Origin of the sequence: Nodosilinea sp. LEGE 07088, assembly GCF_015207395.1 — a bacterium.
GTDB lineage: Bacteria > Cyanobacteriota > Cyanobacteriia > Phormidesmidales > Phormidesmidaceae > Nodosilinea.
On the sequence record NZ_JADEWX010000152.1, the window covers coordinates 1 to 14,875 of the forward strand.

Below are 14,875 nucleotides of genomic sequence, written 5' to 3' on the forward strand. Positions count from 1 at the left end.
GGAGATGGGGGAGGTAGGGGAGATGGAGGAGATAGAGATAAGGGTTGGGAACCTCAGGGTTGAGTGTTGCCTACAGGGCGGTTGGCAAGACAGGGGTTTAAACCGATGATCGGTCAGTCCTTTCCGTGAGGTCCAGGACGACCAATGTCATGCTGCGCCCCAGTGGGAGCGACGTCCTTCTCGACGGGGGTCTGGGGCCTGCGCAATGGCCCCAGCAGCAGATCTGGCTGTTGTCCCCCATTGTGCGCCGCTCCCAGGAGGTTAGCATCGTCAGAAGTTACCTATTCCATGCCGTAAAGGGTGGTGGGCGGTGCCCTCAAAGTGAAGAAGGTTCTCTAGTGGTGCATTGCTGCGCTAATCCACCCTACGGCAGATCGGTAAGGGCGGGGAATGCTGCTTTGGGCAAACGGCGTTTGCCCCTACAGAAGATTCGCGGTGTAGGGCTCAAACGCTAAACAATCGCCCTTCTTCACCGTGATCACCGTCTTCACCCCGCCGCGCCGGGTGTAGTCGCCAATCACCCGCAACCCTCGCGGCTGCAATTCTTCCCACAGGCGATCGGCAATTTGGTTGGCCACGGTCTCGTGGCTGATCCGCTGGTCACGAAAGCTATTGATATAGAGCTTAAACGCCTTCAGCTCCACCACCCACGGGCCCGGACAATAGTCCACCACCATGGTGCCAAAGTCGGGATAGCCCGATCGCGGGCACAGCGCCGTAAACTCCGGATGCTCTAGATGAATAGTGTAGATATTGTCCGACGGGTTAGGCCACTTCTCCAGCGGTTCTGTAGCAGACTCAAGAATGGCGCGATCGCCGTATTGAGAAGTCGAGGCCATAGTCATAGAAACAGCAGCGAGAGAATGACAACGGGATTAGAACGATGAACCCAAGGCTAACGCTAATGCGTTGAACCGACTCTATGGCATCGAGGCGACACCCCCCTTGGGTAATGTAGCGTTTTTCAAGATTTCTTAACCCAGAGATTGAAGGCAGATCGCCTATAGATGACTTGGATTGGGGTAAAGTTCCCACTTCACGCTTTAACCAAAGTTATTCCTATTGCTTAATCAAAACTTCATACTTCTTCCTTAACAGCGGTGGCTTTACCCCATACCCCGTGATAGTCTCACCAAACGTTGACGGCAAGGTTTTAGTTCACTTGAACCATTGCCCCAACCCCATCAGTGAAGACGCTTTTTTAAGGAGACAACTACTATGACGATTTACCGTAAGCTTGTCCTCGCTGCCGGTAGCCTCACCCTGGCCAGCATGGTGATGGGTCTGCCCGTTCGCGCCGAAAAAAATCCGCTGGGAGCAGCTGCAACCGAAGCCGAAGCTACCGAGGTTGACCTAGACGCCGTTGACCTAGACGCCATTGAGGCTGAACTAGAAGCTGAAGCCGAAGCTGCTGTTGAAGAGGCTACCCCCGACGTAGTCAGCGACGATATGCCCGCCGAAACCAACGTCACAGTTGAAGAGGCTGAAGCCGCCGTTGAAGAGGCTACCCCTGGGGTGGTGAGCGACGATATGCCCGTCGAAACCGAAATCGACGCCACAGTTGAAGACACGGCCCCTGAAGCTGCGGTTGAAACCGCTCCCGACACCGTTGAAGCTGAGATGGAAGCTCCCGCTGACATCGAAGCTGGCGTGGAGGAAATGGCCCCTGACGCCACTGCTGAAGAAACCATGCCTGAGGTCGAGGTTGACGCTGAAGCCGACGCCACTCCTGACGTTGACGCCAAGCTCGAGGAGGCGCTGATTGACTCCTCCACGGAGGTTATCCCCGGTAGCTAGACTCAACGCTAAGGGGCTAGAGCTGCCGCGTGACCCAGGCCAGCGCCTGGGCACGGCTGCTCACCAGCCCCTCGGCCTGGGCTTGGGCCAGCGCTTCTAACAATTCCCCAATCTGAGGACCTGGTTTAAGGGCAAGCCCCTGAACCAGGTCTTTGCCGGTAATTAGGGGTTGGGGGTGAGCAATGGGGTCGTCGAGGGTCAGGTGCCGTTCGACTAGCGGCAAAATTAAGGTCTCAGGTATGCCTTGGGCTAAGGCCAGAAGAGCAACGCCGCCAAAGCCTGCCCCGGCCACCTTAAAGAGCTGGTACTGGATCCCAGGGGCGAGCTGCGTCGAGCCCTGGTGCCGACGCAGATATTGCCAGCCCTTGAGAATACTCAGCACGGCCTGCTGCTCTGCTCGGCTGTACTTGAGCTTCGCTAGAGTGACTTCGGCGGTAGCCAGGTCGGGAGGCAAAAGCTGACTCAGTTTGGTGGCCTTGAGCCAGCTACGGTGCAACCCAGGCGTCGTTTGTTCTTTGACCCAGCTGTGCAGCAGTTGCGAGTAGGCGGGCCAGCGCTCGTGGTACTGAGCCGCCAGCTGGTCGAGGGTGGCCAGCCGCTCCAGTTCAGGGCCACCGACCTCAGGAAGCCAGGTTTGTAGAAGACCGTCTTGCCAGGCCAGCTTGAGCAGGATCGACCCCTCGGGCAGACTCAGCAGACAGTCGATCTCACCGCGCACCCGCTCGGCCGCCATGTGCCCCAATGCCGGTGCCAGGGTGCGAATCGTGCGCTGAGTATCGGGATCGAGGCTAAAGCCTAGCTGGGCAGCCTGGCGGTAGGCCCGCAGCAGCCGCAGGGGGTCGTCTGCGAGGTTGGCAGGAGCCACCATGCAGAGGGTTTTGCGGGCTAGGTCGGCGCAGCCATCCAGGGGGTCGAGCAGGGTTTCGCTGTGGGGGCTGTAGGCGATCGCATTGATAGTGAAGTCGCGCCGATGCAGGTCGGCGTGGATGGTAGGCCCTACCTGCTGGGCAAAGTCTACGGTGGCGTTGGGAAAAACCACTCGGGCGATCTGATGCTCGGCGTCGAGCACCACAAATCCTGCCCCGTAGCGTTGCGCAATGCCCTTGGCGGTGGCGATCGCGCGATCGGGCAACACAAAATCTAGATCGAGATAGTCGGCCTGGCGATGCAATAGCGCGTCCCTGACGCTTCCCCCTACCAGGTAGGCTTGCTGTGGCAGTAGCGACACGCTGAAGGGCCAGGTTTTTGGCGAAAGCGCCGATTTTTGGGTAGCCACTGCAAGGGAGAATGGTGATAGCGTTGGATTCAATGAACCCTCATCTCTTTTATTACAACAGGGTTTTTGGGTCTTGACATCCTGGCCCCTAGAGCCGCGCTGAAAACCCCGTGAGGTTTTCATTTTGCAACATCTGGGCTGAGCTACCCAAAACATTCAAAAAACTTGAGCTAGACTACCAGAAAACGTATCCCCTGTACTGCCCAAAATTATGGCATTCAAGCCAGCCTAGGGGTGGCGTCGCGCTTGAATCCTCGCCTGCTCATGCCGGGAGCGTAACTATGTGCATTTGTGTGAACTGCTACTACGTCGATCGCTGCACCACTTACCATGCCGTAGAAGAGCTGCATGGACAACTCCATTTGACGGATTCCCCTAGCTTTGAGGCGGTGAATCCAACCATCAATGCCAACCTCCGGGTACTCGGTGACGTGGTTGAAAAGGAATTTGACGTGGTGGGCTGCGATAGCTTTGCTGAAGAGGTCGGTAAATGGGCTAAGCTGCGCCCCGGTGAGCTGGTGCCAACTTGAGCGGCTGACAGGGTAGATGAGTGGGCGAGTGGATGGGTGCTGTGACCCCAGCTACGGTTTTTTGTGTCAACCCGGCTTGCTCGCAGCCTGAGAATTTAGAGGGGGCGACCGTTTGCGTCGCCTGTGGGCAGCTATTGCGGGTGGGCGATCGCTATCGGTGCCAGAAGATCTTGGGGCAGGGGGGCTTTGGCCGCACCTACCTGGCGGTGGATGACCAGCGCAATCCACCGCTGCTTTGCGTCGTCAAACAGATGACCCTATCCCCCGGTGCCCAGACTCGCGATCGCTTTCACCACGAGGCCGATCGCTTAGCGACCCTGGGCCAGCATCCCCAAATTCCAGCGCTGCTGGCTGTGGTGGACAACGCCCAAGGGCAGTTTTTGGTGCAGGAGTATATTCCTGGCCCCAACCTCGACCAGCTGCAGCCAACTGCGGCGGGCGGCGGCGAGGCGCTGGTGCGGCGGGTGCTCTACGAATTGTTGCCGGTGCTGGCCTACATCCACGACCACGGCGTTATTCACCGCGATATTAAACCCGCCAACATCATTGCGCCGCCCGATCCCCAGCCGTTGACCCTGGTCGACTTTGGGGCCGCCAAGGCCATTGCTAACCCTGATCAACTCGGGCAAACGGCCACGGTGATCGGCAGTGCCGGGTACGCCGCCCCAGAACAGGCCCTGGGTAAGGCGGTCTACGCCAGCGATATTTTTGGTCTGGGGGTAACCTGCCTGCACCTGCTCACCGGGCTGCACCCCTTTGACCTCTACGCCGTCACCGACGATGCCTGGGTGTGGCGACCCTATGCGACGGCCCCAGTCAGCCCGGCCTTGGGTCGAGTGCTCGATCGCATGGTTAACCGCCGCTTGCCCGAGCGCTACAGCACCGCAGGGGAGGTGCTGGCTGACCTGCGCTGGAGCGGTCTGGCCCTGGAGCATACCAGCGCTACGCCTGCAATACCCAAAGCAACCCTACCCGTAGAGGTGCCATCGACCTGGCAGCAGCGGTTTGCCCTCAGCCTGCCGGGGCTGGTGGCCAACGGGCTGGCGGTGAGCCCGAGCGGGCGGGCGATCGCCACCGCCTGCTCCGATGGCTCAGTGCGCCTGTGGAGTTGTACTAACGGCGCTGCTATCCACAGGTTTCGCAAATCGATGGGTCTACTGGGGCCAGGCCACCGCGGCCCAGTCAATGCCGTGGCGTTTACTGGGGATGGGCAATGGTTAATCAGCGGCGGCAGTGATAGCCAACTGATTAAATGGAATCTGGCAACCTACAGCGGCCAACCCTTGCCAGCACCGGGGTGGCAGGTATCGGCGCTGCTGATTACGCCCGCCAACGACACCCTGGTGGTCGGCAGCGGTGACGGGCGCATTTACCTGTGGCCTCTGGTCTCAGGCGATGGGGGTAAACTTTTGGTGCACCATCAAGACCAGGTGACGGCTCTGGCGATAGATCAGCCCGGAACGTTACTGGTAAGCGGGGGGCGCGATCGCACCATTCGCCTGTGGTCGTTGCCCTCGGGTCGGCTGATGCGCACCCTGACAACGCCTAAAGCCCCGATTACCGCCCTGGCCTACCATCCCCAGGATGGTCGCATCGTCAGCGGCGATCAGACTGGCCGGGTGCAGGTGTGGGGTGCCGATAATCCTGAGGCGGGTTTAAGCATTCACCAAGCGGCGGGCTCAGTGACCTCCCTGGCGATTAGCCCCAACGGTCACTGGCTGGCCATCGGGGCCGACGACGGCCAGCTCACCCTGATGAATTTGCAGCAGCCCAGCCCGCCCAATCGGCTCCGCCATGCCTGGGCTGTCCGCGCTACGGTCTTCACCCCCGACAGCCGCCTGCTGATTAGCACCGCTGCTGACGAAACCATTCGCTTTTGGTGTCTAGAGGCATCTACTATCCGTTGAAGCCTGCCCCCTAGGTCTTGCGTTTGGCTCGGCGGGCAGCGGCAACCGAGGCCTCCACCCAGTCGTGCAGTTCTCCGAGATCGTCGTAGACCGCTACCGGCAGCTGATAGTACGACATGGTCATGGCCTTGCCGTTGCGATTGTAGGTAAATGGAGCCATACCCGCTGTGTCAAAGCGGTCTTGATTGACGGCATCGACTTTAAAGTACAGCGTCTCGTAGGCAATCAGGGCAAACATCAGCCCCTCACAGTAGAGGCCATAACCGCCAAACATTCCTCTAGCCGTAACGGGGGCAACCTGGTTTAAGTGGTTGACCACAGCCTGTGTAAACGCTTTGGCCTGAGCTTTAGCCTCGACATCGGCCATGGTGCGTCTCCCGTGAACCTCTAGGGCTGCTGCTCAACACCCAGCAAAATTTGGTAGACAAACAGTCGGCGTAGTTCGGCGGTTTGCTGCTGCTGCTCGTTGGCAGAGGCATGAATTTCGGCTGACAGCACAACACTACTGGCTACCAGAGCCAGAACCAGGCATATATTTCGCACGACTAGGCGGGCGGGCAGGCAGCGATTTCGCATAGACAGTCTCGTTGGCGGTTTGAGGGGCTAGTACTGAAAGGCGGACGTAAGCAGGCAGAACGGGAATTCTAGATTTCACAAGAATCTCCGCGTTAGTCAATAGGTGAGTTATTTCCAGCTTGGAGCCTAGCCCCTAAACCGGAGCCTTTATATTATTTAGGAATTGTTCTCTAAAATTTTTAGTCACAAGATTTTTTTACAAAAGTTACCGGCTAGGGATGCTCAAAAATTGATGCGATATTCCCCATAGGCTCGACCTGCGTTGTCGGTATTAATCGACCCGCCAATTCCCCAATTGTCGTTAATGCGGTAGCGGGCGTTGAGTACCAGCGGCTGGTTCTGGTTGAGCACCTGCACCAGACTGGCCGAGAGATTGGGGGTAATACCAGCGGTGACCCCTAGTCCCAAGCCTAGGGTGTCTTTGTTGTCGGTGGGTAGTACTGTAGCACCTCCCAATCGTAGTCGCTGGAGTCCAAACGCCCGGGCGATCGCATCTTGACTGTCGGCTGTAAAGGCCGCTAGCAGGTTAGACCCCAGGGCTAAACCCGGTTCTGTGCCCCCTAGCCCGGCCAGATAGCCGCCAGTGACCATGCTCAACAGCTGATCTTGAACGTAAGGCGGCGAACTCACCAGCGTGAAATTATTCACCAGATCGCTGACCTGCCCCTGGAGCCGCGCCTCGATTTGCAGCTCATCGAGTACCGTAGCACTGGCCAGCTGATTATAGGTCGGCTCCTCTGCCGCTCCTGTCGTGCTGTTGAGGCGATTGATATTGTACTGCCGCTGCAGGGGTACCCTGGCCGCTAGCACCACATCGAGATCGGGGTCGAGGCCGTTTTCTGGCCTAAACAACACTCTATTGTCGCGGCCTGGCTCGAGAAAGAATTCGGCGGTGATGGTATTGATCCAGCCGTTGGTGAGGGCGATCGCGCCATCGGCAGAGAGGGCTGAGAGCGAGCCGTTAAGGGTTAACCCTCCGGCCAACCCCATCGACATCACCGGCACAGCGCGAATCTGAGTCTGGTCGAGGGCAATTTGCAGATTGTCTAGCTGTACTGGCAAGACATGGGTTCCTTGGGCCAAGGCTGCTCTCAATCGCTCTAGGCGAGCCCGGTCGCTGACAACCAACTGAGCCTGGGAAATCAGCTCACGGCCCACCACCACCTGCGTATCCTGGAGCCGCACCTGGCCACCGATCGCGGGAGCCAGCAGCGCCTGGGTCAGGGCCAGATCGCCATTGACTCGGCTGCGTACCTCGTTGTTGGCATAGTTGAAATCAATCTCTCTCAGCGCCAGGTTCAGCCCCGCATCGCTAGGGGCCGCATCGGCCAGCAGCAGGGGCACCTGACCGGTCAGGGCAAAGCTGCCGCCAAACAGGTTACCCGTCAGCGAATTGACGTAAATCTGGGTGCCCTGGAGCTGAATCGCCCCGGTGAGCCGATCGAGCGAAGTGCCCAGCCAGGGGCTGACAAAGGAGGCATCGTCAAAGGCCACCAGGCCCGACAGCAGCGGGCGGCGCGGTGTCCCCGACAGTTGTAGGTCAACCTTCGCCTGCCCTCCCCCCCAGGCCAGCACTGGCGTCAACAGATTGACTAACGAGAGGGCATCGTCTTGCAGGGTGGCCCGCAGCGCCATTTGATCGGTCGCGGGCTGCACCGTCGCAAAGGGCAGGGCATAGGGAACCGTACCCGCAAAGATCAGGGGCTCGGGGTCAGCGCCAACCACTCGACCATTGACATTAAAAATGGCGTCTTGGTACTGAAACCTGCTGCTGATTTCGGTCAGGGGCTGACGGTTAACCCTGGCCTCGGCCACCGCCAGGTTGCCGACCAAATTTGGGTTGGTGTAAGGCCCGGTCAGTCGGGCATCGAGGGTGAGCAGCCCGGCGACTGCAAGCGGGCTTTCGAGCAGCGTAGCGGCGGCGGTCAGGGGCAGCTTTTCGGCCCGCACCACCAGGTCGGAGTCTTGGGGTGACAGAGAACCCAGCAGGCTGAGGCGGGTTGCTCCGGCCTCAAACGCTACCGGGTCGAGGGAGAGCACCCGATCGCGCAGCTGCCCTCGGGCCACAAACCGATTGCCAAAGTCGTAGCGGCCCCAGGCCCAGTCTTGGCCCGCAAACTCAAAGTCGGCCATCAGCCCCGCCGCCTGGGATGCGCTGACCTCCAGGTGACCAGCGACGCCGCCCTCTAGCTGGTCGAGGGCGGGCAGCAGGGCGGTGGCGCGATCGCGATCGCGATTTGCCAAAGCTTCCTGTAACAGCTGGGCCTGCTCGGCCTGGTCTGCCAGCGGGGCGGTGGGGTCGCCCACCGGGGTCACGGCCAAGTCGATGGCGGTGCCCAACCCCAGGGGATTGAGCAGGCGACCAAAATCAGCGTAGCTATAGAGGCTCAGCGCTGCTAACAGGTCTTGGAAATCGGCCCCGGCAGTGGTGATCTGGGCCTGCCCCTGCCACTCGGGAAACAGCCGCCCGCTGCCGACAATCTGAAACTCACTGTTTGGGCTGAGCTGAAGCGATCCGTCGGTGAGCCGGGCCAGACCGTCACGATAGAGCAAATTACCGGTGAGGCGATCGCCCCCAATTGTCCCCAAAGCGGGGCGATCGAGGACAAACTGAGCGATCGCCGCCGGATTGGTCAAGTCGGTCAGATCGAGCGTAGCGGTAGCATTGATTAGCCCTGCCAGGATCCCCAGGTCGGGACGCGGCACCGGGTGCAAGCCCAAAGCCGCCAGGTCAAAATTACGAATCTCAGCATCCAGGCTGTTGCCGCGCCGCTGGCCCTGGGCCACAAACTCACCGCTGGCCCAGCGAAAAGCATTCGGACGCAGGTCAGGGGCCAGACTGGCGGAGAGTTCTTCATTGTGGCCTCGCAGGTTGAGCCTAGCGCCGGTGGCGAGGGATGCCTGCACCGGCCCCGCGACTGATTCCAACAGGGTGAAATCGTTGAGCCCCACCTGTTGCAGCCCGACGGTGCCCGCCAGGCGCGGATCGCCCAGGGGGCCGCGCAGGGTGCCAGCAAAGTCGAAGCGGCCTCGGGGTTGTAGCCAGATCGGGCCATTCACCACGCCGTAGGCGGCGGCTAAATCAATTGCTGACAGCCGCGCGGTCAGGTCAACCAGGCTAATTTGAGGGAACTGCCCTGGCTCAAACTGCACGTCAACCCCACCCTGGGCAAAGAGGTTAGGGGAGGTCGCCTCCAGAATCTCTAGCCGCTGGCCCGTCCAGGCAAAGCGGGTGCTGAGGGCACCGGGCAGCACCTCGTCTATAGCCGCCAGGTTGAGGCTGACCTGGCTGGCCCCTGGCAATGGCCCGGCCAGCGGGAAGGCCTGGGAAAATTGCGCCTGGCCCTGGATCTTGATTGCCGCCGGATTGAGGGCAGTCAGCGACCCAGAAGCTTGGAGGGCGGTATCGAGGGTGCCGCGCAGCAAAGGAGAGACCAGGCTGAGGCCCAGGGTGTTACCAACGACTTCAGCCTGCCAGTCGCGACGGTTCAAGTCGGCGGTTGCCTGGGCCTGCAACGTGCCCTCCCCGACCCGAAATACCGTATCCTCGGCCCGGAGCAGGCGATCGGCGTAGCTGACCCGGCCCCGGCCCGGAAAGGTGGACTGGGGCAACTGCCAGGTGGCTTCACCCTGGAGATTGGCTGGGGTGCCCAGCCAGCGAGCGTCGGCCCGCAGTGGCCCCAACCGCCAGGTTTTGGGCACAGGCAGGCCGTAGAGCGCCGCAATGCCATCGATGGGTAGGTCGGTCTGGGCGGTCAACAGCATGTCGGAGGAGCGCAAATCCTCGCCCAGCGTCGCCCGACCTTGGGCCGTCACCGTTCCCCCGGTGACCGGTCGCAGCCTGGCCTGGGTTAGGATCGCCCCATCGAGATTGGCACCAAACTGAGCGGCGATCGCACTAATTCCCAGCCGATCGACCTGCACCGTTCCCAGGTTGGTCAGATCGCCCGCCACCTGCGGATCCAGCAGTTCTCCCGTGACCCGAGTCTTGACCTGAAACCGTCCAGCCGCCTCCACCGGCAGGGCCAGGGCCAGGGCCTCGGCAACCTGGGCGATCGTGACATCGGGAATGGTGATATCGAGGTCGTGGCCCGTTTTGAGATCGACACCGCCCGCCGCCTTGACCAAAATTGGGCCAAATTTGAGCGAGCTATTTTCTAGACTGCCGCCCATGCCATTGAGCACCGCCGTTCCGTTAATATCTTGTACTGGTGAGGGCAATCTGCCCAGCACAATATCGCCATTGCGGAGCCGGGCTATACCTTTGACCGTCACCGGGTCAGGGGCTTGGGGGCGAATTTTGAGCTCCAGGTTTGACGACAGCAGCCCGTCGCGCACAAACAGGTTGCCCCCCACTAGTGGGTTCACCGCGTTGATCGGAATCTGCTGCGCCCGCACGGCCAGATTGGCCTGACGGGTGTCGATTTGGCCTTCACCGCGAATTTGAAACGACCCGTTGTTGATCCGCCCGCCTAAAACCGTGGAAACGGTTTGATTGTCGGGGCCACTAAAGCGCAGTCGTAGGTTGACGTTTTCGACCAGCACCAGCGTGGCACTCGACACCCCCTCCGGCACCTCCACAATCGAGGTGCGCGACAACGGGCCAATGGCCAGCTCCGCATGGCGAATTTGCACGCTGCGCAGCTCGGTTTTAAAGACGCCATCGCGGCCCACCGACTGCAATGGCTGAATGCGCCACTCGCCGTCAAACCCCTGCTTAAGGGAAACCTGAGGCTTGACAAACACCACGCTAGGGCGCAGGGTGCGGGTGAGCAGCAGCTCTATGGGGTTAAAGTTGACCTCTAGGGCCTGGGCCCGCAACCAGGAAAAATCTTCTTCGGTGGGCGGCACAATTGAAGGGCCCAGCCGCACTCCAGTGGGGTTAAACCGCTCAAATTCGCCTACCTTAATCGGGCGTCCGAAGGCGTCGCTGAGGTTGCGCTGCAAAAACTCTGGCAGCTCGCGGCGGACAAAGCTATACCCCCACCAGCTCAACCCCAGCCCAGCTACCGCCAGCCCCCCGCCAGCTATGGCGATCGCCCTCAGCCACCGCCGCCGAGGCCGAGGCGAAGACTTTGGGGTTGAATCTGGTTCAGGCCGATTAGCCATGGTGGATTGGGTTGGTCCATTAACTATCTCAGAGCAGCCCTGCCCAAATGGGCCTCATTAATCTACCGCAAGGGTCTACGTTTGGAAATTGGTTTGGCCAACCCTGCGATCGCCCCCATCGACCCGGGCACCATAGACCCAGCAGCGACGCATTTGCTTCACTCGTCTGACATTTAACCCCTGGGCCACCGCTGCGGCCTGGGGGTTTTGTGGGGAGGGTGCTTAGCCCAAAATTTGGCAACGGGGGTCGCGCAGGCTAGCTTTCTCGGGCTCTCGGGGAAACCAGAAGGCAGTGCGTTTGCAGATTTCTACCAGCATCAGCATCACCGGCACCTCGATCAACACCCCCACTACTGTGGCTAGGGCCGCACCAGAATTGAGGCCGAACAGAGTGACGGCGGTGGCGATCGCCACCTCAAAATGATTGCTCGCCCCGATCATTGCCGCCGGAGCCGCATCTTCGTAGGACAGATTCAGTTTCAGAGCAGCCACATAGCCAAGCCAAAAAATAAAGTTGGTTTGAATAAACAGCGGCACCGCGATCAGCACAATGTGCAGCGGGTTGTTGATAATCAGCTCGCCCTTAAAGGCAAACAGCAGCACCAGGGTAATTAGCAGGGCCGTAATCGCCACCGGGTCAAGGTATTTTAGAAACTGGGTTTCAAACCACTCCTGCCCTTTATGTTTCAAAATCCAGTGGCGGCTGTAAACCCCGCACAACAATGGCAGCCCCACATAGATAAGTACCGATAACACAATCGTGGCCCAGGGTACCGATAGATCGCTGGCTGACAGCAGCCAGCGACCCAGGGGCGCATAGATAAACAACATGATCAACGAATTCACCGCTACCATCACCAGCGTCAATCCCTGGTTGCCAAAGGAGAGGTAGCCCCACATCAGAACCATCGCCGTACAGGGCGCAATCCCCAACAAAATGGTGCCCGCAATGTAGGAATCTGCGATCGCAATCTCTTGCCCGCGAATCAGCTCGGTGCCGGTGAGCCAGGGGCGAAATAGCTGGCCCAGAAAAAATTGGGCAAACGCCAGCATGGTAAAAGGCTTGATCAACCAGTTGACCACCAGGGTAAGAGCAACAGGTTGGGGGGAACGAAAGGCCCGATCGATCTGGGTGAAGTCGATTTTCACCATGATCGGGTACATCATAAAAAACAGGCAGATGGCGATGGGGATCGACACCTGGTAGATGCTCATCGCATCCATCGCTACGGCCACCCCAGGCAGCAATCGCCCGATCGCTATCCCCACCACAATGCAGAGCAACACCCACAGGGTGAGATAGCGCTGAAACACATTCAATTTTTCGGCGGGCAATTTTTCGGCGGGCAATTTTTCGGCGGGTTTATTGATGGGTTGCTGGCTATTGGAATCTGAGACACCCATGCATCGCTCCTGAGTTATTCAATTGCTTGACTAATGAATGGCTAAATCGGGGCCAAGTCTAGGGGTGAGGCGCTGTCTGTCTTGTAGCAGCAAGTATAGAGCGAGCTGGACTTGATCTCTCCCCCTCAGAGGAAGAGTTTAAACCCCTAGGGGATGGCCACCGACTGCGGGTGAATTAAAAGGTCAAAATCCGCATAGTTGCTTCCCCCCGCGTTTAGATGCAGAGCCTGATGACTAACCCCCTGAGCGATCGCTGCGCCCTGGGGGTTTTGTTTTAGGCGAGAGCTGGCGCTAGAGAGAATACTGCTGACTCAGTTAGTCTCTGGTCTCTCCTCAGGTTTCTCAGGTAGCCCTTAAGGTCACCTCAGAGGGCGGTCAGGGGAGGCTCAGTCGGCCCCCGCACTATAGGACTCAAGATGAATGACCGAAACAAACACTTGATTCCTAAAGGAGCCCCACTATGAAACGCATTGCCCTTTCCCTGCTGACCGCCGCTGTTTCCGCTACCGCTTTCGCGCCCGTTGCCTTTGCCGCCCCTGACTTCAACCAGCTGCGTCGCGAAAACCTGGAGAAAAGTGCCGTCGATTTTGACCAGCTGCGCCAGGAAAACCTCGACAAAGTCGACTTCGGCAAACTCCGCGAAGAGAACCTGGAGAAAGGTGCTGTCGATTTTGACCAGCTGCGCGAAGAGAACCTCGACAAAGGGGACCTCGGCAAACTCCGCGAAGAGAACCTCGACAAAGTCGACTTCAACCAGCTGCGTCGCGAAAACCTGGAGAAAAGTGCCGTCGATTTTGACCAGCTGCGCCAGGAAAACCTCGACAAAGTCGACTTCGGCAAACTCCGCGAAGAGAACCTCGACAAAGTCGACTTCGGCAAGCTGCGCCGGGAGAACCTGGAGAAAGGGGCCGTCAATTTTGACCAGCTCCGCCAGGAAAACCTCGACAAAGTGGACTTCGGCAAACTCCGCGAAGAGAACCTCGACAAAGTCGACTTCGGCAAACTCCGCGAAGAGAACCTGGAGAAAGGTGCCGTTGATTTTGACCAGCTGCGCCAGGAAAACCTGGATACCGACGTTACGGTTTAGGTCTTTGCCCCCACTTATGCCCCTCAGCCACAAAACAGAAGGCTGAGGGGCATGAGCCCATACAAGCTTGGTGCGTGTCCAGCTCCTGAGTGATCAATCATCTTCACGCACCGATGTGGTTCTGTTTGGCTCAGGTCATCAGAACCACCTTTCTCCCCCACCTGACCCTGAGGTGTAGATCGTGTAGGCAATGGGTGCAGATATTGTCTTTTGATTGCCTGATTACCTAAAGCTCCTGGCCAAATTCCAAAGCCCTCCATTGCCCAGCAAAGCTAGCAACAACCAGCCTGTAGCAGTGGGCCACCAGGGCCAGCCCAGCACGTCACCGAGGGCAAAGCAGAGGGCGACTAACAGGGCGTGTAGGCCAAAGTAAACCAGCTTGTATTTCATTGTCTTACTCATACTTGCGCCTAATACTTCTTCAGGCTTCTACGAACCGTTCAGGACAGCGTTCTCAAGAATCTACAAACGGCATCCAGATTACTGACGAATAAAGAAGACCCAGGCTGGTCTGTGTCTGTGCTGTCCTATAGTCTGGATGAGTCTAAACATCCAACCTGAGCACATGTTAGGCCTAGCGATTCACACCTGCGGCCCCGCCCTGGGGCTGGCCCTCAGCGACTTTGACGACGAGAGCCGCCACCAAACCTGGGCGCTAGGGCGCGACTTATCTACTCAGCTGCACAGTCTGCTGAGCGAATTTATTGCACCCCACAGCTGGCAAGATTTCTCGTTTTTAGCGGTGGCCCAGGGGCCAGGTGGCTTTACGGGTACCCGCATTGGCGTGGTGACGGCGCGCACCCTGGCCCAGCAGCTTGAGATACCGCTGTTTGGAGTGTCGAGCCTGGCGGCGGTGGCTCAGCGGGCGATCGCCCACAGCCCTGACCTGAGCGCTGGAGCCGCGATCGCCGTGGAGATGCAGGCCCAGCGATCGCAGCTCTATACCGCCATCTACAAAGCAACGCCCAGCGGCCTGGAGCCCTCCCACCCCGATCAGGTACTGATGCCAGCGGACTGGGAGGCGGTGCTGGCCAACTACCCTGATCCCCCCCATCGAGTGACGGTGGGAGATGATCTGGCGGAGACAGTGGTACAGGTGCTAGGGATAGCCCACCAGCGCTGGCAATCGGGCGATCGCCCCGACTGGTCCTCGGTGTTGCCCTACTACGGCCAACACCCCGTCAACCGC

12 protein-coding genes are annotated in these 14,875 nt (G+C 59.2%); 5 read left to right on the plus strand and 7 right to left on the minus strand.

Annotated elements, in window-relative coordinates:
- Window positions 1-419 precede the first annotated feature (419 nt).
- On the minus strand, window positions 420-839 hold the full coding sequence (gene queF / locus IQ254_RS24095) for a preQ(1) synthase (RefSeq protein ID WP_193968702.1): 420 nt from the start codon (window positions 837-839) through the stop codon (window positions 420-422).
- 379 nt (window positions 840-1,218) lie between these two features.
- Here queF and IQ254_RS24100 point away from each other — a divergent pair, with 379 nt between their 5' ends.
- Entirely contained in the window at window positions 1,219-1,797 is a 579-nt protein-coding gene (locus IQ254_RS24100; protein WP_193968703.1) for a hypothetical protein, read from the plus strand.
- 16 nt (window positions 1,798-1,813) lie between these two features.
- On the opposite strand, the gene IQ254_RS24105 is transcribed toward IQ254_RS24100, so the two are convergent.
- Complete coding sequence (locus IQ254_RS24105; RefSeq protein ID WP_313887551.1) at window positions 1,814-3,073, minus strand: CCA tRNA nucleotidyltransferase; 1,260 nt, start codon at window positions 3,071-3,073, stop codon at window positions 1,814-1,816.
- 281 nt (window positions 3,074-3,354) lie between these two features.
- Here IQ254_RS24105 and IQ254_RS24110 point away from each other — a divergent pair, with 281 nt between their 5' ends.
- Window positions 3,355-3,603: a Ycf34 family protein gene (locus IQ254_RS24110; RefSeq protein ID WP_193968705.1), complete on the plus strand. Its 249-nt coding sequence runs from the start codon at window positions 3,355-3,357 to the stop codon at window positions 3,601-3,603.
- A 32-nt stretch (window positions 3,604-3,635) separates the two neighbouring features.
- A complete protein-coding gene (locus tag IQ254_RS24115) occupies window positions 3,636-5,510 on the plus strand; it encodes a serine/threonine-protein kinase (protein ID WP_228041041.1) in 1,875 nt (624 codons plus the stop codon).
- A 10-nt stretch (window positions 5,511-5,520) separates the two neighbouring features.
- Here the strand turns inward: IQ254_RS24115 and IQ254_RS24120 are convergent, their stop codons facing one another.
- From IQ254_RS24120 to arsB, 4 genes are all read right to left on the minus strand, one after another.
- A complete protein-coding gene (locus tag IQ254_RS24120; protein WP_193968707.1) occupies window positions 5,521-5,877 on the minus strand; it encodes a TfoX/Sxy family protein in 357 nt (118 codons plus the stop codon).
- A 20-nt stretch (window positions 5,878-5,897) separates the two neighbouring features.
- Window positions 5,898-6,086 carry a hypothetical protein gene (locus IQ254_RS24125; RefSeq protein WP_193968708.1) on the minus strand — a complete coding sequence of 63 codons (189 nt, stop codon included), beginning with the start codon at window positions 6,084-6,086 and terminating at the stop codon, window positions 5,898-5,900.
- A gap of 222 nt (window positions 6,087-6,308) precedes the next feature.
- Window positions 6,309-11,195: a translocation/assembly module TamB domain-containing protein gene (locus IQ254_RS24130; protein ID WP_193968709.1), complete on the minus strand. Its 4,887-nt coding sequence runs from the start codon at window positions 11,193-11,195 to the stop codon at window positions 6,309-6,311.
- A gap of 222 nt (window positions 11,196-11,417) precedes the next feature.
- Window positions 11,418-12,599, minus strand: a complete 1,182-nt coding sequence (gene arsB, locus IQ254_RS24135; RefSeq protein ID WP_193968710.1) for an ACR3 family arsenite efflux transporter — start codon at window positions 12,597-12,599, stop codon at window positions 11,418-11,420.
- A gap of 460 nt (window positions 12,600-13,059) precedes the next feature.
- Between arsB and IQ254_RS24140 the strand changes: the two genes are divergently transcribed.
- Entirely contained in the window at window positions 13,060-13,686 is a 627-nt protein-coding gene (locus IQ254_RS24140; protein WP_193968711.1) for a hypothetical protein, read from the plus strand.
- 222 nt (window positions 13,687-13,908) lie between these two features.
- Here the strand turns inward: IQ254_RS24140 and IQ254_RS24145 are convergent, their stop codons facing one another.
- On the minus strand, window positions 13,909-14,076 hold the full coding sequence (locus IQ254_RS24145) for a hypothetical protein (RefSeq protein WP_228041042.1): 168 nt from the start codon (window positions 14,074-14,076) through the stop codon (window positions 13,909-13,911).
- Window positions 14,077-14,224: 148 nt separating this feature from the next.
- Here IQ254_RS24145 and tsaB point away from each other — a divergent pair.
- Window positions 14,225-14,875 (plus strand): tRNA (adenosine(37)-N6)-threonylcarbamoyltransferase complex dimerization subunit type 1 TsaB (gene tsaB / locus IQ254_RS24150; protein WP_228041043.1); only part of this gene is annotated, 651 nt, incomplete at its 3' end.